The sequence below is a fragment of the Cupriavidus ulmosensis genome (assembly GCF_977008105.1).
In genome coordinates this window covers 3,211,324-3,234,209 of the sequence record NZ_CDRMWP010000002.1, presented here as the reverse complement: position 1 = coordinate 3,234,209, position 22,886 = coordinate 3,211,324, and the positions used below count along the sequence as shown (strand labels likewise).

General features: G+C 69.1%; 19 protein-coding genes. 9 read left to right on the top strand and 10 right to left on the bottom strand.

Annotation, left to right across the window (positions count from 1 at the left end):
• Window positions 1–1,792 precede the first annotated feature (1,792 nt).
• Window positions 1,793–1,996, bottom strand: coding sequence for a cold-shock protein (locus tag ACWTPI_RS33945; RefSeq protein ID WP_017228340.1), 204 nt, complete (start codon window positions 1,994–1,996; stop codon window positions 1,793–1,795).
• A 392-nt stretch (window positions 1,997–2,388) separates the two neighbouring features.
• Here ACWTPI_RS33945 and ACWTPI_RS33940 point away from each other — a divergent pair, with 392 nt between their 5' ends.
• The 3 genes from ACWTPI_RS33940 to ACWTPI_RS33930 all read left to right on the top strand — a co-directional run bounded on the left by ACWTPI_RS33940 (window position 2,389) and on the right by ACWTPI_RS33930 (window position 6,358).
• Window positions 2,389–3,738 (top strand): NCS2 family permease, encoded by a 1,350-nt coding sequence (locus tag ACWTPI_RS33940; protein ID WP_029043975.1) that lies wholly within the window; start codon window positions 2,389–2,391, stop codon window positions 3,736–3,738.
• 653 nt (window positions 3,739–4,391) lie between these two features.
• Entirely contained in the window at window positions 4,392–4,862 is a 471-nt protein-coding gene (locus tag ACWTPI_RS33935; RefSeq protein WP_029043976.1) for a hypothetical protein, read from the top strand.
• Between the two features lie 125 nt (window positions 4,863–4,987).
• Window positions 4,988–6,358, top strand: coding sequence for a sigma-54-dependent transcriptional regulator (locus tag ACWTPI_RS33930; RefSeq protein ID WP_020204774.1), 1,371 nt, complete (start codon window positions 4,988–4,990; stop codon window positions 6,356–6,358).
• 191 nt (window positions 6,359–6,549) lie between these two features.
• Here ACWTPI_RS33930 and ACWTPI_RS33925 read toward each other — a convergent pair whose 3' ends face one another.
• From ACWTPI_RS33925 to ACWTPI_RS33895, 7 genes are all read right to left on the bottom strand, one after another.
• The gene (locus tag ACWTPI_RS33925; RefSeq protein WP_454733980.1) at window positions 6,550–7,896 is read right to left on the bottom strand and encodes a transporter; all 1,347 of its coding nucleotides are present in this window, start codon (window positions 7,894–7,896) and stop codon (window positions 6,550–6,552) included.
• Between the two features lie 59 nt (window positions 7,897–7,955).
• Window positions 7,956–8,738, bottom strand: coding sequence for a hypothetical protein (locus ACWTPI_RS33920; RefSeq protein WP_454733979.1), 783 nt, complete (start codon window positions 8,736–8,738; stop codon window positions 7,956–7,958).
• 1 nt (window position 8,739) lies between these two features.
• Window positions 8,740–9,432 carry a C39 family peptidase gene (locus ACWTPI_RS33915; protein WP_020204777.1) on the bottom strand — a complete coding sequence of 231 codons (693 nt, stop codon included), beginning with the start codon at window positions 9,430–9,432 and terminating at the stop codon, window positions 8,740–8,742.
• A 106-nt stretch (window positions 9,433–9,538) separates the two neighbouring features.
• Window positions 9,539–10,339 (bottom strand): hypothetical protein, encoded by an 801-nt coding sequence (locus ACWTPI_RS33910; RefSeq protein ID WP_454733978.1) that lies wholly within the window; start codon window positions 10,337–10,339, stop codon window positions 9,539–9,541.
• A gap of 18 nt (window positions 10,340–10,357) precedes the next feature.
• Window positions 10,358–10,960: a hypothetical protein gene (locus tag ACWTPI_RS33905; RefSeq protein WP_454733977.1), complete on the bottom strand. Its 603-nt coding sequence runs from the start codon at window positions 10,958–10,960 to the stop codon at window positions 10,358–10,360.
• Window positions 10,957–11,505, bottom strand: coding sequence for a hypothetical protein (locus ACWTPI_RS33900; RefSeq protein WP_454733976.1), 549 nt, complete (start codon window positions 11,503–11,505; stop codon window positions 10,957–10,959). The genes ACWTPI_RS33905 and ACWTPI_RS33900 overlap by 4 nt, the downstream gene beginning before the upstream one ends.
• Window positions 11,506–11,960: 455 nt before the next feature.
• On the bottom strand, window positions 11,961–12,110 hold the full coding sequence (locus tag ACWTPI_RS33895; protein WP_020204781.1) for a hypothetical protein: 150 nt from the start codon (window positions 12,108–12,110) through the stop codon (window positions 11,961–11,963).
• 194 nt (window positions 12,111–12,304) lie between these two features.
• Between ACWTPI_RS33895 and ACWTPI_RS33890 the strand changes: the two genes are divergently transcribed.
• The 4 genes from ACWTPI_RS33890 to ACWTPI_RS33875 all read left to right on the top strand — a co-directional run bounded on the left by ACWTPI_RS33890 (window position 12,305) and on the right by ACWTPI_RS33875 (window position 16,812).
• Window positions 12,305–12,469, top strand: coding sequence for a DUF1328 domain-containing protein (locus tag ACWTPI_RS33890; RefSeq protein WP_020204782.1), 165 nt, complete (start codon window positions 12,305–12,307; stop codon window positions 12,467–12,469).
• Window positions 12,470–12,497: 28 nt separating this feature from the next.
• Complete coding sequence (locus ACWTPI_RS33885; RefSeq protein ID WP_020204783.1) at window positions 12,498–13,511, top strand: YihY/virulence factor BrkB family protein; 1,014 nt, start codon at window positions 12,498–12,500, stop codon at window positions 13,509–13,511.
• Between the two features lie 134 nt (window positions 13,512–13,645).
• Window positions 13,646–15,220, top strand: coding sequence for a peptide chain release factor 3 (locus ACWTPI_RS33880; RefSeq protein ID WP_059411989.1), 1,575 nt, complete (start codon window positions 13,646–13,648; stop codon window positions 15,218–15,220).
• A gap of 338 nt (window positions 15,221–15,558) precedes the next feature.
• The gene (locus ACWTPI_RS33875) at window positions 15,559–16,812 is read left to right on the top strand and encodes an MFS transporter (protein WP_059411988.1); all 1,254 of its coding nucleotides are present in this window, start codon (window positions 15,559–15,561) and stop codon (window positions 16,810–16,812) included.
• A 230-nt stretch (window positions 16,813–17,042) separates the two neighbouring features.
• Here ACWTPI_RS33875 and ACWTPI_RS33870 read toward each other — a convergent pair whose 3' ends face one another.
• Window positions 17,043–17,339, bottom strand: coding sequence for a hypothetical protein (locus tag ACWTPI_RS33870; protein ID WP_454733975.1), 297 nt, complete (start codon window positions 17,337–17,339; stop codon window positions 17,043–17,045).
• On the opposite strand from ACWTPI_RS33870, the gene ACWTPI_RS33865 reads away from it, so the two are divergent.
• A complete protein-coding gene (locus ACWTPI_RS33865) occupies window positions 17,338–18,219 on the top strand; it encodes a mechanosensitive ion channel family protein (RefSeq protein WP_454733974.1) in 882 nt (293 codons plus the stop codon). The genes ACWTPI_RS33870 and ACWTPI_RS33865 overlap by 2 nt on opposite strands.
• A gap of 46 nt (window positions 18,220–18,265) precedes the next feature.
• Here ACWTPI_RS33865 and edd read toward each other — a convergent pair whose 3' ends face one another.
• Window positions 18,266–20,092: a phosphogluconate dehydratase gene (edd, locus tag ACWTPI_RS33860; protein WP_454733973.1), complete on the bottom strand. Its 1,827-nt coding sequence runs from the start codon at window positions 20,090–20,092 to the stop codon at window positions 18,266–18,268.
• Window positions 20,093–20,728: 636 nt separating this feature from the next.
• On the opposite strand from edd, the gene fusA reads away from it, so the two are divergent.
• The gene (gene fusA / locus ACWTPI_RS33855; RefSeq protein ID WP_454733972.1) at window positions 20,729–22,777 is read left to right on the top strand and encodes an elongation factor G; all 2,049 of its coding nucleotides are present in this window, start codon (window positions 20,729–20,731) and stop codon (window positions 22,775–22,777) included.
• Window positions 22,778–22,886: the final 109 nt, after the last annotated feature.

The window sequence follows — 22,886 nt, the reverse complement described above, 5'->3', positions numbered from 1 at the left end:
ATTGGCGTGCTTCGGAATACACGACTTTTTACGCGAAGCAAACAGCCTTGTCACGCAGAAACAGGTACGGTAGGCGAATTTCCTGTTAGCCCGCTTGTTTTGGGGTAGGTGGGTCTCATGACTGGTTGCGGGGCGGACAGCGGTGGGCAACCCGGCAGGGTTGTCCACGGATGCCCGGACCTCAGCTACCAGTAAACGATAAGCGTATGGGTTAACTACTCGTAAACCGTATACGTGGCTCTCAAGCCATTGATCCGTATACGGAAAAACACCCTCCGCGAACCCGATTCTGCGTGGAACCGTACTCGATTCTGCGAAGTGCTGTACCAGATTCTGCGGTATACCGAACCCGTTTCAGCGCAAAGCGCGAACCGGATTCTGCGGGGATAACTCACTGTTCCCACTGGCTTTTCCACAGCGACAGAGGCCAAAAGCGTACCTGTTTCTGCGGGCGGGGTGCCGTTTACGTCTCGCGCCGGGGTAAACACGCCTGGCGCACGAAGTTATCCCCGCAGAAATGGGTTCGGAACCGGCTTTTTCACGCCGCCGTTGCGGTGCAGCGTACCCGTTTCTGCGTCATTCGGGCGCCCGGCGTTCCATTTGCGTACCCAATTCTGCGGTCGCCCTGAAGCGACGTGCCGTCGACCCTGACAGTCCCGGCCATGCGTACCCGTTTCTGCGGCGTACCCAAATCTGCGAAAGCATCAATTACTCGGGACCAGGATCGAAGCGTACCCAATTCTGCGAGACATTCCACCATGCATTTCGGTCGCTTCCGTACCCGTTTCTGCGAATGCTTTCCCAAGGGCCGGGTGATGTGGAATTTCCCATTGCCATTATACATAAGCTTTGGCCAAAAAGCGAGTGCTTGCACTCGATATTTCACAGGCTGCAAAAGGGTATACGTCTCCGTACCCATTTCTGCGGGGTAATGGAGCGTGGCCTGGAATGTCGGTGTCGGATGTCGGGACGGGTTCACGATGTGGCGTACCCGTTTCTGCGAACGTTTGCCATGCGATGGCAGGCATCGGGGCGTACCTATTTCTGCGGGCTGTCGCCCGTTTCATTGCCATGCCAAGAAAATGGGATGGCGAAGGTCCGGGAGGAGGATGGGGAAACCAGGCGAGGGAGCGCTGGACGGTCGAAATCGCCCCGAAACGCATGCCTGGCGTACCCGTTTCTGCGCACAGACGGAAACGGGTGGGGTGCTGCGAATTCGCATTGCGTACCCGTTTCTGCGTTGCACCAATACGTCAGCGGGACGTGCGGTTGCTCGAGCCAGGGAGCGGGTTAGTCACGAAAGGCCGCTGCACTGGCCGGATGCGTACCCGTTTCTGCGGGCATATCCGGCCCGGGAGCGATGTGGAAAGCCCGCTTGTGATGGCTAAAGAGGGGCTTTGCGTACCCGTTTCTGCGCATGCGGGGGCCGCGGATTTCGCCGTCCGGCACAGGCGGCCGCGCCGGGCGAAGCCGATGCGTACCCAATTCTGCGAACACCGAGGCGTGGCTCGAGACAGGGAGACGACACTCCTGCCCGCACGGAAGCGTACCCGTTTCTGCGGAGCAGTCAGCACATTTCCGGGTGGGTCCGGCGGGATGGGGGGCGGAGGAAAAGGCGGGCTGCCCTTTGCCGCGCTGGTGGCTTTCGGAACGCGGCAGGAAGCGCGAGCCGTGCCCTGCTACCGATGGCGAGAATCAGCCTCGCCCGTCCGCGCAGGGCAAAAAAAACCCCGCCTCGGAAGGCGGGGTTTCTCGACTGGGTCGCACTCCAGGCGGAGTGCCAGTCTACTGCTTACAGCGGCGTGATGTTCGCAGCTTGCAGACCCTTCGGGCCGTTCTTGACTTCGAACGACACGCGTTGGTTTTCCTGCAGCGACTTGAAACCGTCCGCGCGGATTTCAGAGAAGTGTGCGAAGAGATCGTCACCGCCAGCGTCCGGCTTGATGAAACCGAAGCCCTTGGCGTCGTTGAACCATTTAACGATACCGGTTTGCATGGTATTGCTTTTCCTGACAAAAATTTAAAAAGAAACGGATAGCTCACGCATATCCAGCAAAGCAACTCAAGGAAAGGACACCATGGACAACGGAAGTACCATGACGGTGGCTAACGAATGTGCTGTTGCCTCGTCGCTTGAATCTAGCGGGGTTTATACGGTGGATTAGCGCCAGCGTCAAGGTAGGGTGATTCTGGATGCCGGCCCGGATTCACCGCCGGTGCCGGCAAGGCCATCACATATTTTGTATGCCAGCTATTCTCCCCGGCGGCGACCGCCGGGGAGAATATGCCGGACAGTCAGACCAGTAAGACCGTCCGGCCACGCCCCGCCCGCCGCCGGCGTCAGCCCGAAACAAAGCATCGCCACGCAACAGGACAAGAGGAGCCTTCATGCCGACACCGGAACCCATTGGCAGCCGTTCAGCGGTGCCCGCCAGCCCGTCGCTCGCCGAGCGGCTGTTCAGGCTGAGCGAGCACCAGACCGACGTCCGCACCGAGCTGCTGGCCGGGCTGACCACCTTCCTGACGATGGCCTACATCATCTTCGTCAACCCGAGCATCCTGGGCGACGCCGGCATGCCCAAGGACGCGGTGTTCGTGGCCACCTGCGTGGCGGCCGCGATCGGCACCCTGATCATGGGCTTCTACGCCAACTACCCGATCGCGATGGCGCCGGGCATGGGCCTGAATGCCTACTTCGCCTACACCGTGGTCAAGGGCATGGGCTTTCCGTGGGAGGCCGCGCTCGGCGCGGTGTTCATCTCCGGCTGCCTGTTCCTGCTGGTGACGCTGTTGCGCGTGCGCGAGGCGATCGTCAACGGCATCCCGCACTCGATCCGCATCGCCATCACCGCGGGCATCGGGCTGTTCCTCGCCATCGTGGCGCTGAAGAACGCGGGCATCGTGGCGGCCAGCCCGGCCACGCTGGTGACGATCGGCGATCTCCACCGGACGCCGGCCATCCTCGCCATCGTCGGTTTCTTCGCCATCGTCGCGCTCGACCACCTCAAGGTCAAAGGCGCGATCCTGATCGGCATCCTGCTGACCACCGCGCTCAGCTTCGTGGTGGGCGACAACGCCTTCCACGGCGTGTTTTCCGCGCCGCCGTCCATCGCGCCCACGCTGCTCAAGCTCGATATCTCGGCCGCGCTTTCCATCGGCATCATCAACGTGGTGCTGGTGTTCTTCCTGGTGGAACTGTTCGACGCGACCGGCACGCTGATGGGCGTGGCCAACCGCGCGGGCCTGCTCAAGGCCGGCAAGATGGACCGGCTGAACAAGGCGCTGATGGCGGACAGCACGGCCATCATGGCCGGCTCGTTGCTCGGCACCTCGTCCACCACGGCCTACATCGAGAGCGCCTCGGGCGTCCAGGCCGGCGGGCGCACGGGGCTGACGGCAGTGACCGTGGCGGTGCTCTTCCTTGCCTGCCTGTTCATCTCGCCGCTGGCCGGCACGGTGCCCGGTTATGCCACGGCGCCCGCCTTGCTCTACGTCTCCTGCCTCATGCTGCGCGAACTGGTGGACCTGGACTGGTCCGACGCGACCGAAGTCGTGCCGGCCGTGCTGACGGCGCTGGGCATGCCGTTCACCTACTCGGTGGCCAACGGCGTCGCGTTCGGCTTCATCGCCTACGCCGGGCTCAAGCTGCTGACCGGCCGCGCCCGGACCGTTCCGGTCATGGTGTGGATCATCGCCGCGGTGTTCGTCTTCAAGTTCTATTACCTGCCCGGCCACTGATCCGGCCTCGTCCGGCAGGCCGCGAACGAGAGGTCGCGAACGAGAGGTCGCGAACGAGAGGTCGCGAACGAGAGGTCGCGAACGAGAGGCCGGCGAGCCGGGCGTACCCGTTTCTGCGTGATCCCGATGCGCGCGCTCCGCGCCGCCCGGCGCGATGCCGTACCCGTTTCTGCGTGCCTGAACCGCCGCCGGCGTGCGTGCGCGCAACGCCGACCCGTACCCGTTTCTGCGCACAATGTAAGTGGCTAATTACCTGTCAGCCCAGGCAGTGTATGGGAGCGGGCTCATACTAAAGGATGATATTGGCGTGAGTCCCCATACTGAGGGCTGGACAAACCGCCGCAAATGCACTGAACTAGAGTCGTGGCAAATAGCGGGGCGCTTCAAGGCGCCCCTTCTTGACTCCGGCGTTCCGGAGTGGCGCCGTCTGGCGCAACGCATTATCTGGAATAACCACAGAAAGAAGAGTCCGCCGTCGGCAGAACGGGCAAGGACTGAATGACCGACCAGACCATCGTCCAGATGGCTTCGCCACGACGAAGGGAGCATGCGGATACACGCATGCCTCGACAAGAAAGCAAATAACAAGATGAAAGATAAGTGGTAATCGCGAACGTGTAGTGCCGGGGGTGTTGTTCAACGGGGATCACATCATGAATGCAGGAGAAATCCGGCGACCCGCTATGGGGCCCATCAGCGAGTCCGCCAGTCTTTCCATTCATCGCGCCTGGGCAGCCCTCGGAGAGGCTGCCGCCGAAACGCCGCGCCGACATCGCATTGCCGAGCGCACCGATCCGGCCGCCAGCGCCGTCGAAGCCTTCCTCAGCCAGGATGGCGCGCTGCCGTCCCACGTGCGCGCCGCCATCGAACAGCTGCTGCAGCGCCAGCGTTCGCTCGAGGGCGAGCTTTCACGCCAGCGCTCGCTGCTCCAGGAATGGATCCTCAGCCAGCTTACCTACAAGACGCTCTACTACCGATACTCCGGCCAGTCCCCCGAGGCGCCGCGCGGCGAACTGCTGCGCGAGAAAGACCAGGTGCGCCGGCGCATCCGCGAGCAGCTCCAGGCCGGTGGCGAGCACGACGCCATCCTCGGCGAGCAGTCCCGCAGTCTGTCCAGGCCGTAATGCCCACGTTGCGCATGGGGGACCTCCCCCAACCGCCCCGGCTTGGCCACGCGCAAAGCCCGCACCTCAGCGAGGCCGCCGCGCAAGCCCGGGTAGCCAAGATGCCCAACGGCAGGGAGAACGCTATGGACCGACTGTGCAAGGTGGCGACACGCACCGCACAGGTGCTGGTCGTGTCGCGCCATGAACCCTATGGATTCGATCCGGCCCAGTTCGGGTCTGGCTGGGAGATTCGCCACATCCAGCAGATCCGCGACCTGAGCCGCGTGGTGCGGGGCAGCGCGCCGATGGCCGGCGTGCTCGATCTCGAAAGCGAGTACAGCGACGCCGAGCTCGCGCAGCTCGAGCAGAGCCTGCAATACCTGCACGTGATGTGGGTGGCGATCACCTCCTCGCGCATGCTCGAGGACGAGCGCGTGCGCCGGCTGATCCGCGACTACTGCGTGGACTACGTGCGCACGCCGTTCTCGTTCAGCGAGCTGCTCTACACGCTCAAGCACGCGCACGGCATGGCGTGCCTGCACGGCGCGCGCAGCCACGAGCTGATCGGGCATGGCCCGATGATCGGCGAATGCGCGGCCATGCGCGCGATGTTCCGCTCGCTGGCCAAGGTGGCGCACAACGAGGCGCCGGTCTTCATCTCCGGCGAATCGGGCACCGGCAAGGAGTTGGCGGCGCAGGCCGTGCACGAGGCGTCGAGCCGGCGCAAGGGACCGTTCGTGGCCATCAACTGCGGCGCGATTCCGCCGCACCTGGTGCAGTCCGAGCTGTTCGGCTACGAGAAGGGCGCGTTCACCGGCGCCAACCAGCGCAAGATCGGCTGGATCGAGCAGGCGCAGGGCGGCACGTTGTTCCTCGACGAGATCGGCGACCTGCCGCTGGAGAGCCAGGTCGCGCTGCTGCGCTTCCTGCAGCAAGGCACCATCACCCGGCTCGGCGGGCACCAGTCGATTCCGCTGGACCTGCGCATCATCTCGGCCACGCACGTGGACCTGGTGGCGGCGCAGGCCGACGGGCGCTTCCGTTCCGACCTGTTCCACCGGCTGTGCGTGCTGACCCTGTCGATCCCGCCGCTGCGCGAGCGCGGCGAGGACATCCTGCTGCTGGCCAACGCGGTGCTCGCCGAGCACGGGCACGAGGCGCACCGGCGCATCCGCGGCTTCTCGCCGTGCTCCACGCAGGCGATGATGCAGTACGAATGGCCCGGCAACGTGCGCGAGCTGATCAACCGGGTGCGGCGCGCCATCGTGATGACGGACAACCGCAAGATCACCGCGGAAGACCTGCAGCTGCACGGCGGCACCGATACCCCGCGCAAGACGCTCGACGCCATCCGCGAGGAAGCCGAGCGCGAGGCGATCCGCACCGTGATGGCGAGCCACGGCTTCCACGTGGTGCCCGCCGCGCGCGAGCTCAACGTCTCGCGGGTCACGCTCTACCGGCTGATGCACAAGCACAACATCCGCATCGAGGCGAGGCCGGGGGCGGGGGAATAGCGGGCTGCGGGCGACGGGGATCAGGCGGGCTGCGGTGCGCGTACAGGTTGCCGACAACATTTGCTTGCCGCTTGTGGTCTCCCCTCTCCCATTTCATGGGAGAGGGGAGCAAACCCTCGGCGACAGGCGCCGCCTGCCGTCTGCAATCCCGCCGCGCCGGGGCCCCGTTTTTTCTCTCCCGCCCCATCCCCTCAGAACGTATAAGGAAACCGCAGCGACACCGTATAGTTCGGCGCGTCCGGCGTCAGCCCGATGCCGAACGCGGTGCTCACCGACAGCCCCTTGGTGATGACGTGATTGAAGCCGAACGTCATGGTCGCCACGTTGGCGCGGCTGCCGACCACCGTCTGCGTCACGCCCGCGGTCGTGACCTGCGTGCTGCCCGACAGCGCCGCGTTGAAGGCCAGCGACATCGAGGTGCGGTCGTTGAGCGCGAGCGCCAGGCCGCCGCCGAAGCCGATGGTGTCGCCGAGCTTCACGTCGGCCGGCGCGGCCTCGCCCTGCACGGACGAGATGTCGCTCACGGAGCGCCTGATGTTGTAGGTGTAGCTGGCATTGGCGAACAGCACCACCGGGTCGTAGGTCTTGAGCACCGACAGGCCCGCCGTGACCGCCCACACGCCGTTGCCGGTCGGCAGTTGCGCGGCGACGTTGAGGTTGTTGTTGTTCGGGTCGGCCGACACCAGCTTGATGCCGAACGGCGAGCGCCCGGTGGGCGCGCGCACGCGCACGCTGCCCACCACGTCCGGCGCCGCGCCGCTCTCGCGCAGGAACTGGTAGTACACGCCCATGCTGATGTCGCCCAGCGCCGTGGTGCTGAGCGTGGCGTCGGACAGGCTGGCAGCGGAGCCGCCCGCGCCGCCCGAGATGAAGTTGGTGTTGCGGTACGTCACCGGCAGGTCGAAGTCCATCGACATGCGGTCGGTCAGGCCATAGCGGAAGATGGTGTCGTAGGTGAGCGTGTGCGACTTGGTCTGGTTCAGGTTGATGGTGCCGAGGAAGATCGCGTCGAGCGCGAGAAAGCCCGAGAGCGACAGCGCGCGCCGGTCGTAGTAGCTGTAGACGAAACCGCTGTCGATGGTCAGGCGCCGCTCGAACAGCGGCGCGTGCTCGGTCTGGTAGACCAGGTCCTTGCTCTGCACGCGCGCCTGCTGCTGCGTCGCGCGCGCGTCGGAACCCACCACCGGCGTGCCGGTGCCGCCGGCGAGGTTGCCGGGCGCGGCCGGCGCGGCGTCCTGTGCCAGGGAGGGAACGCCCGCAGCGGCCATGCCGCCGCCGGCGTTCCCCTCGGCACTGCTCCCCGTTTCCCCGGTTCTCCCCGTTCCCTCCACGACCCCCCGGCCGCGCGCCCCGGCCATTTCCAGCTCGTCCAGGCGCCGCTCGAGAGTCCTGATGGTCTGCTCCTGCTGCTCGACCAGTCTTGTCAATCGTTCGATCCGCTCGTCCGCGCCCGGCGCCTGGGCACCGACCTGCCCGCACGCGCCGGTGGAGAGCAGGGTTCCCGCCAGGGTTCCCAGCACAGCGAATTCGGTCTTCATCTTTCCCCCCGGAAATCTGAACACGCGTCAATCGGGTGCGCCACCCCCGCATGCAGCGATTATCGTCGCATCGATGCGATCGCCGCTAGTGCGTCCCGCATGCTCGTTTGCGTCAGTTGCCGGTTCGTCAGTTGCTGCACTTGCAGCGTGATGTTGGTGAGATTGAGCACCTGCTGCGCGTCGCCGGTGACGCGCGCGGCCTGCATCAGGCCGCCACCCTGCGCGTTCTGCGTCGCGCTGCCGGCCGCCGACAGGATCGCCACCGAGACCCCGCCGCCGGGGCTCACCGCCGCGCTGGCCGTCATGCCGTTGGCCTGCGCCACCTGCGGCGCGGTGCCGTTGCCGCCGGCCGCCGGCGCCGCGAGCGGCGCGGTCTGCGTGGTGATGGTGCTGACGTTGCGCACCGAGTTGCCGTCGCCCGCGATCTGCGTCACCTGTCCCACGCCCGCGGCCTGCACCGCGGCGCTGGCCACGCCGCCGTTGCCCTGCACCGTGCCGCCGCCCAGGCTCTGCACGCGCGCCGACAGGCTCGCGCTGGCCTGCGCCGCCGCCGCGCCCGCGGCCAGGTTGGCCGCCGCCACGCGCGCGGTGGCGGTGGCGACCGCGCTGTCGTTCTGCCAGCGCGACACCATCTCCACCATGAAGCCGCTGACCAGGCTGGCTCCGAGGTACTTGCCGCGCGCGCCCGCCAGTTCGTCGTCGGCAACCGGCTCCGCCCGCGCCGCCGCGCCGACGATCGCGGCCGCGTCGTCGGCGGCCGAAACCGCCCGCGCCGCCGGCGCGGCAGCCATCGCCGCGCCGGCGGCGCAGGTCAGGCAGAACAGGCGCAGCGCGGTGGCCATGTCAGAAATAGTCCATGCGGATCAGGCCGAAATCGAGCGCGGCCGGCACCATGCCGCCGGCCAGCGCGGCGTTGGTCCGCTCGCGCAGGGCCGGCGCGGTGAAGTCCAGCAGCGGCGAGTTCGCATCGAACGGGCGGCCCACGATGGCGAACACCAGCCCGTTCCAGTTGGCGGCGAAATCCTCTTCCCTGATGATGCGGTTGCCCAGCGCCGGGTCGGCCACGAACACGCGCCCGTCGATGGCCCTGCGCACCACCACGAAGTGCAGGTAGCCGTTGACGTCGAGCAGCGTGATGACCGGGATCCGGAGCTGGCGCAGCGCGCCGTAGTCCACGCGGAAGCCCCGTCCGCGCAGCCCCAGCGTCTCCACGTAGTTGCGCATGTCGAGCATGGAGAAGCCGTTCTTGAGCACGGTGTCGGCATCGGAGATGCGCAGCATGTCCTCCACGATCTTCGGTTCGGCGAGGTCGAAGCCGTAACCGTAGCGCAACAGCGTGCCGACCGCCGCCGCGCCGCAACTGAAGTCGAGCTGCTGGCGCATCACGTTCTGGTAGCGCATCTCCAGCATGCTCCTGACCGGCTTCCTGAGCATGGCCTGGCCATCGAGGTTGATGGTCATCGTGCCCTGCCCGCTGGCGCCGCAGGCGGCGGCCAGCAGCAGGCATGCCCCGGTCACGCGAAATAGCGCGCGCATCTCGTTTCCTCCCTCGGGCGGGATGAGCCGGTACCCCCCGGTGCCCGGCTCCGCCGCCGCGTCTTTCGTACCGCGGCCGCAATGCGGCCATGCCGCGGCGCCGCGCTCAGTGCGTCGCCGTGGAAATGGCGAGGCCGTTGCTCTGCGCGTTGCCGGCGCCGGCGGAGATGTTCACGCCGATGTTGCCCACCGCGTTGGCCAGCGCGCCGCCGGCCAGCGAGGCCGTGTTGCTCGGCCGGCAGCCGCACATCGACAGGTCGTTGCCGTAGGTGGACTGGTCATTGGACGCGCTCGCCTTGGCCAGCACGCCGACCGGCTGCCCGCCGCGGCCGGTGCCGCCGCCGGTGTTGACCGAGGCCGCCAGCGCATTGCTCTGCAGGTTGCCGGCGCCGGCGGCGATGTTCACGCCGACGTTGCCCCTGGCGCCGGCGAGCATGCCGTCGCCCAGGGTGGCGCTGTTGGCGGCGCCGGCCATGCGCACGCCGTTGCCGCCGGTCTTCTGGCTGGAGAACACCTGCGCGGAGGCGAACACGTCGGCGGCGTCGATGCTCGCCAGCGCGGCCTGGTTGGACTGGCCGTTGCCGGCGCCGGCGGAGACGTTCACGCCGATATTGCCCTGCGCGTTGACCAGCGCGCTGCCGCCGCCGGACGCGGTATTGTTCGACGGGCCGATGCGCACGCCGTTGCCGCGCGCGCTCTGCTGGCTGTCGACCACCGCGCCCGATTCGGACTTGAAGCGGATGTCGCCCCAGGCGAAGCCGAAGCCGCGCACGTAGATGTCGTTGCTGATGGCGGTCTGGTTGAAGATGTCGGCCTCGTCGGGACGATCGAAGTAGCTGAACCCGCCCGCGAACGCACTGGTGGAAAGCGCGGCCATCGCTGCGATGGCGAGCATTCTCGTTTTCATGATCTTCTCCTTCCCTTGCTAGAAAAAAGTGCCCGCCGGGGGACGGAGCACAAAAACGTTGGACGAGACGTTCCCCGATCCCGCCGTCTGGTTCAGCTGCACCAGGCCGCTGGCGTTGCGGTAGGCATCCGGCTGGATGACTGCCTCGCGCGGTCCCGGCGCGCGGCCCGCTGAATCCGGGCGGCTCCCGCCTGCCGATGCGGCGGCCAGCAGGCCGTCCGAGATCGCCTCGATCCTCACCGCGGCGGACGGCGCCAGCACCGCCGCGTTGCTCTGCAGGTTGCCGTTGCCGCTGGCCACGTTGGCCGCGATCAGCCCGCTGGCGCCGGCAAACGCACCGCCGCCGATCTGGCTGGCGGCGCCGGCCGCGGGCGCGGTGGCGCCGGCACGTTGCATCGATTGCACCGCGGCGGCGGCGGTGGAGATCGCGGCCTGGTTGCTCTGCGCGTTGCCGCTGCCCGCGGCCACGTTGACGGCGGCGCGCCCGGACACGCCGGCCAGCGCGCCCGGACCGATGCCGGCGTTGTCCGCGCTCGCCACCTGCGCGCCCGCCACCTGCGCGTGCGCCGGCATGCCGCCCAGCGCGAGCACGGCGCAGGCGATGGCGCGCGCCGGTGTCATGGCCGCAGCCCCGCGGCCAGCGGCGCGAGCCCGCGCAGCAAGGCGCCGCTCGCGCCGCCGGTGGCCTGCGTTACCTGCCCGGTAATGCCGCCCGCGACGCCGGCGGCGGCGACGCCCGCGGCCGGCCCTTCGGCCTGGGCCGGCAGGCCGGCGCGGCGCGCAGGCACCGCCTGGCCGGCAGCGGGCGCGGCGCCGCCCGCGGCGCTGCGGCCCACCGCGGCAGCGAGGTCGCTGTCGGTCAGGTCGCTCGCCACGGCGGCGGCGGATTGCTGGAAGCGCTGGGACGGAAACGGCTCGACAGCGGCGGCTATCGGTATGTCCCCCTGCGGAATGCCGCGATAGGCAATACGCGGCTCGACGCTGCGCAGAACGACGATGTCGCCTGTGCCGGCAATCGCGCAGAGGGGAGCAAGGGCGGCGACAAAAGCTGCAACACCGACGGCGCGGGCCGCGCCAGCCGATGCGATCGCCTTCGTGCCGTCATACGCGCAGGCGGCTGACGCATGGCAGAACTCACTCCCGCGTTGTAGGACTCGTCGCGTCATTTTTTTATGTCTCCCTGCCGGGCACAGAGCGACAAGCATGCCAATCCGCGCGAAGCCAGCACCGGGGCCGGTTTGCGGGCGGCGCGGAAGCACGCGGGGAGGTTCCCCCCGAACGGGGGGACGCTTTGGTTGCGGTACTGAAACATGCCGCCGGCCGCGCCGGCGGCGGCTTTCGGCGGCCGATCGCCCGCGCGGCTTGCCGTGTCCGGCAAGGAGTCCGCCCGCGCGGGGCCGCGCTGGCGGCCCGGCGTTGGTTGCAGGGCTGTAACAGGCGCGCCGGCGGCCGGCGCGCACGGTGGTCGACCGTCTCATTCACGCAGAAACGGGTACGCCGGACGCTTGCGGAGGGTGCGTGAAGTGGCGCGGGCGCGGGGATGGCGCGCGGGGCAACGGCGATGTCCGCGCCGCCATCGCGCCCCGCGCATGCCGTGCCGCGGCGTGGATGCGCGGCGCGCCTAGCGTGCCGGCGCGGCGCTGGCCTGCTCGGCCATGCCGCCGGAGATCGGCTTCGGGCCCGGCTGGCTGCGCTCGCAGCCGGTGGCGGCAAGCACGCCGAGCGCCAGGAAGACGGCAATGCCGAGGCAGTGCGCGGTGGTCCGGTTCATGGTGCCTCCTTCTGACTGGGTTCGGGAAAGACGGCCGGAAGGACGGCGCCCGGCGTGGCCGCCGCCCGCCTGCCTTCCGGTTCCAGTCTAGCCGCTGGCGCGCCGCGCGCGCGCTTGGGCAAAGCGCGCGGGCGGCTGTATCATGGACTTTCGGCCACATGCAAAAACGGGAGAGGCCTTGCCGGAGTCTCATCATGTTGCGCTATGCCGTGCTTTTCTTCGTGGTCGCCGTGATTGCCGCGCTGTTCGGCTTCGGCGGCCTTTCCGCCGGGGCGGCCCAGGTAGCCAAGCTGCTCTTCATCGTCTTCCTTGTGCTGTTCGCGGTGTCGCTCGTCTGGGGCCTGCGCAAGGAGCGCTAACCATGCCGGCGTAGCCCGTGCCGTCCTCATGGCCACCTCCCCGCCGGACCCGCGCGTGAATCCCGCCGATGCGCCCCGCCGCCCCCTGGACGCCGATGCGCCCCGGCCGCGCCCGGGCCGCTGGCTGCCCGACCGCCACACCGCCGCGCGCACCGCCAGCGTGGTGGGGGCCTCGGTCCGCGCCTGGGTGGCCCACCGCGCCGCCAGCAAGGGCGCGGCGCTGTCGTTCTACATGCTGTTCTCGCTCGCGCCGATCCTGGTGCTGGTGATCTCCATCGCCGGCATCTTCTTCGGCGCCGAGGCCGCGCGCGGCGAGATCTTCGCCCAGATCGACGGCCTGGTCGGCGCGCAGGGCGCGGCCGCCATCCAGGAGATCCTGGCCGCCACCCACCGCGCCGGCGGCGGCGGGCTGGCCGCCGCCATCGCCACCGGCATCCTGTTCGTCGGCGCCACCAGCGCCTTCGCCGAGCTCAAGGGCAGCCTGGACGAGATCTGGGCCGCGCCGGCGCCGCAGGGCGCGGGCTGGCAGCAATTGCTGCGCGCGCGGCTGCTGTCGTTCAGCCTGGTGCTGGTGCTGGCCTTCATGCTGCTGGTGTCGCTGATCGTCAACGCCGCGCTGGCCGTGGTGGACCGCTTCTGGGGCCAGATGTGGACGCAGTCCTGGTTCGCGCCGGTGGCCGACGTGCTCTCCACCGCGTTTTCGTTCGGCGTGGTCACGCTGCTGTTCGCGGTGATCTTCAAGATGCTGCCCAATGCGCGCATCGCGTGGCGCGACGTCATCATGGGCGCCGTCATCACCGCGCTGCTGTTCGCCGCCGGCAAGCGGCTGATCGGCCTGTACCTCGGCAACAGCGCGGTGGCGTCTTCTTACGGCGCGGCCGGCTCGGTCGTCGCGCTGATGCTGTGGGTGTATTACTCGGCGCAAATCTTCTTTTTCGGGGCCGAGCTGACGCGCCAGTACGCGCTGCAATTCGGCAGCCTGCGCGGCCAGGGCGCGGGCGCGCAGGCCGCGCCGCGCGCCGCCGCGCCCGCGAACCGGTAAAATACCGCCCGATTCCCTTCGTGCATGCCCGCAGTGCCCGGCGCCCCGACCTCGAGTTGATGGTCCCGCCGGCCCCTGGCGCCGGCCCGCTGCGCCCCGGGCCTTTCCATCTTCCGTTTGCAGAATCCACCGCCGTGAGCTCGCTCGTATCCGAAATTGCGCGTCGTCGCACCTTTGCCATCATTTCGCACCCTGACGCGGGTAAGACGACCCTGACCGAAAAACTGCTGTGGTTCGGCGGCGCCATCCAGGTCGCCGGCGAAGTGCGCGCGCGCAAGGCCGACCGCCACGCCACCTCCGACTGGATGGAGCTGGAAAAGCAGCGCGGCATCTCGGTGACTTCGTCGGTGATGCAGTTCCCGTACCGCGAGAACATCGTCAACCTGCTCGACACCCCGGGCCACGAAGACTTCTCCGAGGACACCTACCGCACGCTGACCGCGGTGGACTCCGCGGTGATGGTGATCGACTCGGTCAACGGCGTGGAAGCGCAGACCATCAAGCTGCTCAACGTCTGCCGCCTGCGCGACACGCCCATCCTCACCTTCATCAACAAGCTCGACCGCGAAGGCCGCTCGCCGATCGAGCTGCTCGACGAAATCGAAGACGTGCTGCAGATGCAGTGCGCGCCGATGACGTGGCCGATCGGCATGGGCAAGTCCTTCCGCGGCGTGTACCACCTGATCGACGACCGCGTGCAACTGTTCGACCCGCACGGTGAGAAGGGCACCTCCGCGATGGTCGACGGGCTCGACAACCCCGAGCTCGACCGCATGCTGGGCAGCCAGGCCGAGGAGCTGCGCATCGAGATCGAACTGGTGCGCGGCGCCTCGCATGCGTTCGACAAGGACGCGTTCCTCGCCGGCAAGCAGACCCCGGTCTACTTCGGCTCGGCCATCAACAACTTCGGCGTGCAGTCGCTGCTCGACGCGCTGTGCGAGCTCGCCCCGCCGCCGCAGGCGCGCAACACCGAGACCCGCGTGGTGGAGCCGGACGAGCCCAGGTTCACCGGCTTCGTGTTCAAGATCCAGGCCAACATGGACCCGCGCCACCGCGACCGCATCGCCTTCGTGCGCGTGTGCTCGGGCCGCTTCGAGCGCGGCATGAAGCTGCTGCACGTGTCCACCGGCAAGACGGTCGCCATCAACAACGCCATCACCTTCATGGCGCAGGACCGCAACACCACCGAGGAAGCGTATTCGGGCGACATCATCGGCGTGCCCAACCACGGCACCATCCGCCTCGGCGACGTGTTCACCGAGGGCGAGCCGCTCAAGTTCACCGGCATCCCCTCGTTCGCGCCCGAGTTCTTCCGCCGCGCGCGCCTGAACAACCCGCTCAAGGTCAAGCAGCTGCAGAAGGGCCTGCAGCAGCTGGCCGAGGAAGGCGCCACGCAGATGTTCCGCCCGATCGCCTCCAACGACCTCGTGCTGGGCGCCGTGGGCATCCTGCAGTTCGACGTGGTGGCGCACCGGCTCGAGCACGAATACGGCGTCGACGCGATCTTTGAATCGCACGAATGCGCCACCGCGCGCTGGCTCAAGGGGGACCCGGCCGAGATCGAGAAGCTGATCGAGAAGGCCGGCCACAACGTCGCGCTCGACGGCGCCGGCGACCACGTCTACCTCGCGCCGAGCATGGTCAACCTGCGCCTGACGCAGGAGCGCTTCCCGAAGGTGGAGTTCCGCGAGACGCGCGAGATCGTCTGACGTTCCGCGCGCGCAGGCTGCCGCGGTGTCGCGGCTTGCGCTGGCGGAAGCGGGTCTGGGGGCGGTCCGGTCGCCGCCGCAGGGCACCTTGCAGGTGCCGATACCGTCACTGCGGCGCTATTGTGTCAGATTCGATACATAGAACTTGCCGCATGCGGCTGCATGCGGCGGCCCGCTCGGATAGAATCCAAAGCTTGCGGAATCAAGCATCAGGCCAGACAGGAGGCCCGCTCCCAGGCTCGTTCCAGGGGAAAGGGCAGCTTCAGGCGCTTTTTTACGTTCCGCCGCGTAGGGCCTTGCTGTGCGCCCCGCCGACTTTCCCGTCCTTGCCGCCATCCATGTCGACCCCTGCCACCGTTCCGGCCGCCGAGCCGGATTCCGTTTTTCGCGACCCTTCGTTCCGGCTGTTCTGGTTTGCCCGCCTGTGCACCACGATCGGCTACCAGATCTTCACGGTGGCGGTGGGCTGGCAGATCTACGACCTCACCCGCGACCCCTTCATGCTCGGCATGGTCGGGCTGGTGCAGTTCCTGCCCTCGGTGGTTCTGCTGCTGATGTCCGGCCACGTGGCCGACCGCTTCGACCGGCGCGTGATCGTGCGCTCGTGCCAGACGCTGGAAGCGCTGATCGCGGTCTCGATGGCGGTGGCCAGCCTCAAGGGCTGGATCACGCGCGAGCACATCTTCGTCTTCGTGGCCCTGATCGGCGCCACCCGCGCCTTCGAGACGCCCACGCTGCAGGCGCTGCTGCCCAGCGTGGTCACGGCGCGCCAGTTGCCGCGCGCGGTGGCCATGTCGAGCTCGGCCGTGCAGACCGCCATCATCATCGGCCCGGCCCTGGGCGGCTTCGCCTACGTGGCCGGCCCCGGCGTGGTCTACGCCATCAGCGCCACGCTGTTCGCCATCGCCGCCTGCCTGGTGAGCGCGCTCAAGCTGCGCCAGCTCGTGCAGCGCAACAACACGCCGGTCAGCGTCGCCACGCTGTTCGCGGGCATCGCCTACATCCGCAGCCGGCCGGTGCTGCTCGGCGCCATCTCGCTGGACCTGTTCGCCGTGCTGCTGGGGGGCGCCACCGCGCTGCTGCCGATCTACGCGCGCGACATCCTGCACACCGGCCCGTGGGGCCTCGGCCTGCTGCGCTCGTCGCCGGCCATCGGCGCGCTGACCACGGCGCTGTGGCTGGCGCACCATCCGATGAACCGGCGCGTGGGCCGCATCATGTTCGGCGCGGTGGCGGTGTTCGGCGTCGCCACGATGGTGTTCGGCGTCTCGCGCTGGCTGCCGCTGTCGATGGTGGCGCTGGTCATGCTCGGCGCGTCCGACATGATCAGCGTGGTGGTGCGTTCCACGCTGGTCCAGCTCGACACGCCCGACGACATGCGCGGGCGCGTGGGCGCGGTCAACTCGGTCTTCATCGGCGCATCCAACCAGCTGGGCGAGTTCGAGTCGGGCGTCACGGCGGCGCTGCTCGGGCCGGTCGGCGCGGTGCTGCTGGGCGGCCTGGGCACGCTGGTGGTGGTGGCGGTATGGATGCGCCTGTTCCCCTCACTCGCCGAGCGCGACCGCCTGCACGACCATCCCGTGGCCGCCTGAGCCGGCCGCCGCGGGCTCCCGGCACGGCGCCGCGCGCCGTGCCGCGCATCCCTTTCGAATCCCCTCCGAATCCCTTCCAGACGCGAAAGCGTACCCGTTTCTGCGTGCCGCCGGTCCCATGCGGCGGCGCTGCCGCGAATGCCCGCGGGCATCCGGCCCGCACGCCATCGGCCTGACCTCCGGCGACATTTTTCGACGCGGCGCCAGCCCTTGCGCGACAAGGGCTGGCGCTAGCTGGCGCTATTTCGCGCGCGCCTCGCGCGGCCGCGCGCGGGAACCTCACTGCCGCGCTTCTGTCCTGAATACATCCGCAATATCGAGCCATTGCCGGTGATCGTCCGACATCCGGTCGGGCTATCGCGGGCAGGTCCCGGTGCCGCGCCGCGCGAAACCGGCGCGCCGTGGCGCCGGGTTTGCGCGCTGTCGGGGTACGCAGAAACGGGTACGCCCGGCGCGTTCCCATCGCGCTTCGCCTTGTCCCGATCTTTGTCCTTGTCCTTGTTTTCTCCGCCGGAGCCGATCGCCATGAACCTCAACTTCATCGACCCGCAGAAGCTGGAAGCTGCCGGCACCTACCTCGCGCAGCTCGCCGTGCAGCAGGGCCTGAACTGCATCGCCGCCATCGTCATCCTGATCCTGGGCTGGTGGATCTCCGGGCGCGCCCGCGCGGCCATCCTGCACGCCTTCGACCGGCCGAGCGTGGACGCCACGCTGCGCCCGATGCTGGCCAGCGTCACGCAATGGATCGTGCGCGTGCTGACCGTGGTGCTGGTGCTGTCGCAGTTCGGCGTGCAGACCGCGAGCATCGTCGCCATGCTCGGCGCGGCCGGCCTGGCCATCGGGCTGGCGCTGCAGGGCACGCTGCAGAACATCGCCGCCGGCATCATGCTGGTGCTGCTGCGGCCGTTCCGCGTGGGCCAGTACATCGACGCGCAGGGCGTGGCCGGCACCGTGCGCGAGACCGGCCTGTTCATGACCGAGCTGACCACCTTCGACGGCGTCTGCCTGCGCGTGCCCAACGGCAAGATCTGGGGCAGCGCCATCACCAACTACAGCGAGAACCCCACGCGCCGGCTCGACATCGAAGTCACCGTCACCTTCGGCGCCGACATCCAGGCCGCGCTCGACGCGCTGCGCGCCATGCTCGCGGCGGACAAGCGCGTGCTGCCCGAACCCGCGGCCGAAGTCATGGTGGTCAACTATGCCGCGCAGGGCGTCACGCTCAACGTGCGCTGCTGGACCGCTGCCGGCGACTACTGGAACGTGCGCTTCGCCTTCTACCAGCGCATCAAGCCGGCGCTCGAAGCGGCCGGCTGCCCGCTCGCCGTGCCGGTGCAGGAAGTGCGCGTGCCGGACGGCGCCCGGCCCGCGCCCGCGGCGCTGTCCGCGGCCCAGCGCCTGAGCTGACGCAGGCCCCGCCACACGGCAACGCGGCGCGCCACGCCCGCCGCCGTCAGCCCTCGTCGGCAAACAGCGCGCACGCGCCTTCTTCCGCCGAGCCGACGTGCTTGCGGAAGCCACCGAACAGGTCGCGCCCCACGCCGTGCCGGTTGACCGACAGGTCCGGCGGCGTGATGTCGCGCGCGTCCCACTCGGCCTGCGGCACCATCACCGCCAGCACGCCCGCATGCGCGTCCACGCGCATCAGGTCGCCATCGCGCACGCGCGCGATGCCGCCGCCGTTCAGCGCCTCGGGGCAGACGTGGATGGCCGCCGGCACCTTGCCCGAGGCGCCCGACATGCGGCCGTCCGTCACCAGCGCCACGCGAAAGCCGCGCCCCTGCAGCACGGTCAGCGTGGGCGTGAGCTTGTGCAGCTCGGGCATGCCGCAGGCGGCCGGCCCCTGCCACGGCAGCACCGCGACGAAATCGCGCTCCAGCTCGCCGCGCTTGAACGCATCGATCAGCGCGTCCTGCGTGTGGAACACCAGCGCCGGCGCCTCCACCACGTGGTGCTCGGGCTTGACCGCGGAGATCTTGAGCACGGCGCGGCCGATATTGCCGTCGAGCAGCTTGATGCCGCCTTCGGGCGCGAACGGCCGCGCGGCGGCGCGCACGATGCTGTCGTCCAGCGGCGCGGCGGGCCCGTCGATCCACACCAGTCTGCCGTCGCGCAGGACCGGCTCGCGCGTGTAGTCGGCCAGCCCCTTGCCCGCCACCGTGGTCACGTCGTCGTGCAGCAGGCCCAGCGACAGCAGCCCGCGGATCACCACCGGCAGGCCGCCGGCGGCCTGGAACTGGTTCACGTCGGCGCTGCCGTTCGGGTACACGCGCGCCAGCAGCGGCACCACTTCCGAGAGCTCGGCGAAATCGTCCCAGCCCAGCACGATGCCCGCCACGCGCGCCATCGCCACCAGGTGCAGCGTGTGGTTGGTGGAGCCGCCGGTGGCCAGCAGCCCCACGATGCCGTTGACGAAGGCGCGCTCGTCGAGCACGTCGGCCACCGGCGTGTAGCGCTCGCCGCCGTGCACGAGGCGCAGCGCCTGGCGCGCGGCTTCGCGCGTGAGCGCCTCGCGCAGCGGCGTGCCGGGATTGACGAAGGCGGTGCCGGGCAGATGCAGGCCCATCATCTCCATCAGCATCTGGTTGGAGTTCGCGGTGCCGTAGAAGGTGCAGGTGCCGGGGCCGTGATAGGACTTGCTCTCGGCCTCGAGCAGCTCCGCGCGGCCGATCTTGCCCTCGGCGTATTGCTGGCGGATGCGCGCCTTTTCCTCGTTGCCGATGCCGGTGGTCATGGGCCCGGCCGGCACGAACACCGCGGGCAGGTGGCCGAACGACAGCGCGCCCATCACCAGCCCCGGCACGATCTTGTCGCACACGCCCAGGTACAGCGCGCCGTCGAACATCTGGTGCGACAGCGCCACCGCCGCCGACAGCGCGATCACGTCGCGCGAGAACAGCGACAGGTCCATGCCGTCCTGGCCCTGCGTCACGCCATCGCACATGGCCGGCGTGCCGCCGGCGAACTGCGCGGTGCCGCCCGCTTCGAGCGCGGCCTCCTTGAGCCATTGCGGATATGCCGCCAGCGGCTGGTGCGCGGACAGCATGTCGTTGTAGGACGAGACGATGGCGAGGTTGGGCCGCTCCTGCGCCTTGAGCCGGATCCTGGCCTGCTCGGGCATGGCCGCCACGCCGTGCGCGAGGTTGGTACAGGACAGGTGCGCGCGTTCCACCTTCTGTCCGGCCAGCGCGCGCGTGCGCGCCAGGTAGGCCTGGCGGGTGGCGGCGCTGCGCGCGACGATGCGGGCGGTGACCCGTTCCAGGACGGGATGGCTTGGCATGGGGATCTCCTGCGGGGTGTCCTTGGCTTCCAGCCTAGTGCACTTTGCCGGGCGCTGCACGCATGCCACGCGCCCTGCACGTTTCATGCAACGGTGCTAGACTGCGCGCCATTCTCTGGAGTCCGGACAACATGAAACAAGCAGCCCGACGCACCGCCGCGCCCTTCGCAGGGTTTGCCGCGTTTGCCGCGGCACCGCACGGTGATCGCGTGCTGCTGGCCATTCACGTCTAGTCTTCCGAGCGTCGCGCCCGGAAGGCTGGCAGGCCGCTCCGGGGAACGCGAAGCATGCACAAACCCCGGACGGCCCCGCAGGCCCGCCGGGGTTTTGTTTTTGCACTTCGCCACCATCTCACACGCCATGCGTACCTACGACAAGCTGATCGCCACGATTCAAACCGGCCAAGGGAACGGGAGCTTGCGCTCGTCCCTTGGCGTGGTAACGGCATCGGCTGTCGCCGCCATCGATGTCACTGCGTGCCGCATGCGGCATGCCGGCGCCGCCCCGCAAGCGATTCCATAGCCCCCTGGCTGCCATCCGCAGTCCCGGGGCATCGCACAGACCGCCCGCCGGGGACACCGACAACACCCTGGCCGGCACGCACCCGCCAGGGTGTTTTCGCAAAGGCAGCCCATCATGGAACGCAAGGCACTCAACAACAACGACAACGACAACGGCATCGTCAGGAACATCGGCATCATCGCCCACGTGGACGCGGGCAAGACCACCACCTCCGAACGCATCCTGTTCTACACCGGCGCCAGCCACCGGCTCGGCGAAGTGCACGACGGCGCCGCCGCCCTGGACTTCGACCCGCAGGAGCAGGCGCGCGGCATCACCATCAACAGCGCCGCCACCACCGTGGCCTGGCGCGGCCACCGCATCAACCTGATCGACACGCCCGGCCACATCGATTTCAACATCGAGGTGAACCGCTCGCTGCGCGTGCTCGACGGCGCCGTGGTGGTGTTCGACGGCGTGGCCGGCGTGGAGCCGCAGACCGAGACCAACTGGCGCCTGGCCGACCGCTACCGCGTGCCGCGCATCGCCTTCGTCAACAAGCTCGACCGCACCGGCGCGGATTTCCTGCGCGTGGCGGGCATGATCGAGCAGCGCCTGGGCGCGGTGGCGCTGGTGCTGCAACTGCCGATCGGCAGCGAAGCCGCTTTCGCCGGCGTGGTCGATCTCGTCGCCATGCGGGCGCTGCTGTGGCCGGACGGCGCCGGCAGGCAGGCCTACGCCACGCAGCCCGTGCCGCACGCGATGGCGGAGCAGGCCGCGGCCTGGCGCCAGCGCCTGCTGGAGACGCTGGCCGAGCACGACGACGCCATGCTGGAAGGCTACCTCGCCGGCCGCGAGCCGGATGCGGCGGCGCTGCGCGCGGCCATCCGCCGCGTGACCGTGGCCGGCGCCGCGGTGCCGGTGCTGGCCGGCTCCGCGTTCAAGAACAAGGGCGTGGAGCCGCTGCTCGACGCCGTCACCGGCTACCTGCCGGCGCCGGCCGACGTGGCGCGCCCCGAACTGGACGCGGACCCGGCCCAGCCGCTGGCGGCGCTTGCCTTCAAGGTCGTGCACGACGCGCACGGCACGCTTACGTTCGTGCGCATCTACCGCGGCCGCGTGGCCGCCGGCGACACCGTGCTCAACGCCGGCAGCGGCAAGCGCGAGCGCGTGGCGCGCCTGTACGAGATGCATGCCGACAGCAAGCAGGAGCGCGGCGCGGCCGTGGCCGGCGACATCGTGGCCATCGCCGGCCTCAAGGCCACCGTGACCGGCGACACGCTGACCGATCCGGCGCATCCCGTGGTGCTGGAAAGCATCGACGCGCCCGAGCCGGTGATCGACGTCGCCATCGAGCCGCGCACCCATGCCGACCAGGCCGGCCTGTCGCGCGGCCTGCAGGCGCTGGTGCAGGAAGACCCCAGCCTGCGCCTGCGGCAGGACCCGGAAAGCGGGCAGACGCTGCTGTCCGGCATGGGCGAGCTGCAGCTCGAAGTCACGCTGGAAAAGCTGCGCGCGCGCTTCAACGTGGAGGTGACGGTAGGCCGGCCGCAGGTGGCTTATCGCGAAACGCTGACGCGCGCGGCCGAAGCGCGCTACCTGCACCGCAAGCAAAGCGGCGGCCCCGGCCAGTACGCCGAGGTGCTGCTGCGCGTGGAGCCGCTGCCGCGCGGCGAGGGCATCCGCTTCGAGAGCCGCATCGCCGGCGGCGCGGTGCCGCGCGAGTACGTGCCCGCGGTGGAAGCCGGCATCCGCCGCGCCGCCGCGCAGGGCGTGGTGGCCGGCCATCCGCTGGTGGACTTCAGGGCGGTGCTGCTCGACGGCAGCCATCACGAGCGCGACTCCTCGGCGCTGGCCTTCGAGACCGCGGCGGCGGCGGCCATGCGCGAAGCGGCGCAGGCCGCCGCGCCCGTGGTGCTGGAGCCGGTCATGGCGGTGGAAGCGAGCGCGCCCGCCGACCACGTCGGCGACGTGATCGGCGACCTGCACCGCCGCCGCGGCGTGGTGCGCGCTCAGTCGCAGCAGGGCGGCGGCGGCGCCGTGATCGAGGCGCACGTGCCGCTGGCCGGCATGTTCGGCTATATCGGCAGCCTGCGCGCGCTGACCTCGGGACGCGGCAGCTTCGGCATGCAGTTCGACCACTACGCGCCGGTGCCGGCCAAGGTGGCGCAAGCGGTCGCATAGCGGCCAACGCGAGGTGAACGAAAAGCCCGCCCGGCATGACGCCGGCGCGGGCTTTTTCTTGGGGCGATGCCGGGGTCCGGCGGGTCAGTCTTCCTGCGGCACGCCGAGC

Coding starts and splice junctions, on each gene's coding strand:
- ACWTPI_RS33910 (WP_454733978.1), bottom strand. CDS start 10,339: ATGAAAACGAGAATGCTCGCCATCGCAGCGATGGCCGCGCTTTCCACC.
- ACWTPI_RS33905 (WP_454733977.1), bottom strand. CDS start 10,960: ATGACACCGGCGCGCGCCATCGCCTGCGCCGTGCTCGCGCTGGGCGGC.
- ACWTPI_RS33925 (WP_454733980.1), bottom strand. CDS start 7,896: ATGAAGACCGAATTCGCTGTGCTGGGAACCCTGGCGGGAACCCTGCTC.
- fusA (WP_454733972.1), top strand. CDS start 20,729: ATGGAACGCAAGGCACTCAACAACAACGACAACGACAACGGCATCGTC.
- ACWTPI_RS33915 (WP_020204777.1), bottom strand. CDS start 9,432: ATGCGCGCGCTATTTCGCGTGACCGGGGCATGCCTGCTGCTGGCCGCC.
- ACWTPI_RS33920 (WP_454733979.1), bottom strand. CDS start 8,738: ATGGCCACCGCGCTGCGCCTGTTCTGCCTGACCTGCGCCGCCGGCGCG.
- ACWTPI_RS33940 (WP_029043975.1), top strand. CDS start 2,389: ATGCCGACACCGGAACCCATTGGCAGCCGTTCAGCGGTGCCCGCCAGC.
- ACWTPI_RS33945 (WP_017228340.1), bottom strand. CDS start 1,996: ATGCAAACCGGTATCGTTAAATGGTTCAACGACGCCAAGGGCTTCGGT.
- ACWTPI_RS33865 (WP_454733974.1), top strand. CDS start 17,338: ATGAACCTCAACTTCATCGACCCGCAGAAGCTGGAAGCTGCCGGCACC.
- ACWTPI_RS33935 (WP_029043976.1), top strand. CDS start 4,392: ATGAATGCAGGAGAAATCCGGCGACCCGCTATGGGGCCCATCAGCGAG.
- ACWTPI_RS33890 (WP_020204782.1), top strand. CDS start 12,305: ATGTTGCGCTATGCCGTGCTTTTCTTCGTGGTCGCCGTGATTGCCGCG.
- ACWTPI_RS33885 (WP_020204783.1), top strand. CDS start 12,498: ATGGCCACCTCCCCGCCGGACCCGCGCGTGAATCCCGCCGATGCGCCC.
- ACWTPI_RS33895 (WP_020204781.1), bottom strand. CDS start 12,110: ATGAACCGGACCACCGCGCACTGCCTCGGCATTGCCGTCTTCCTGGCG.
- ACWTPI_RS33875 (WP_059411988.1), top strand. CDS start 15,559: ATGTCGACCCCTGCCACCGTTCCGGCCGCCGAGCCGGATTCCGTTTTT.
- edd (WP_454733973.1), bottom strand. CDS start 20,092: ATGCCAAGCCATCCCGTCCTGGAACGGGTCACCGCCCGCATCGTCGCG.
- ACWTPI_RS33930 (WP_020204774.1), top strand. CDS start 4,988: ATGGACCGACTGTGCAAGGTGGCGACACGCACCGCACAGGTGCTGGTC.
- ACWTPI_RS33900 (WP_454733976.1), bottom strand. CDS start 11,505: ATGACGCGACGAGTCCTACAACGCGGGAGTGAGTTCTGCCATGCGTCA.
- ACWTPI_RS33870 (WP_454733975.1), bottom strand. CDS start 17,339: ATGGCGATCGGCTCCGGCGGAGAAAACAAGGACAAGGACAAAGATCGG.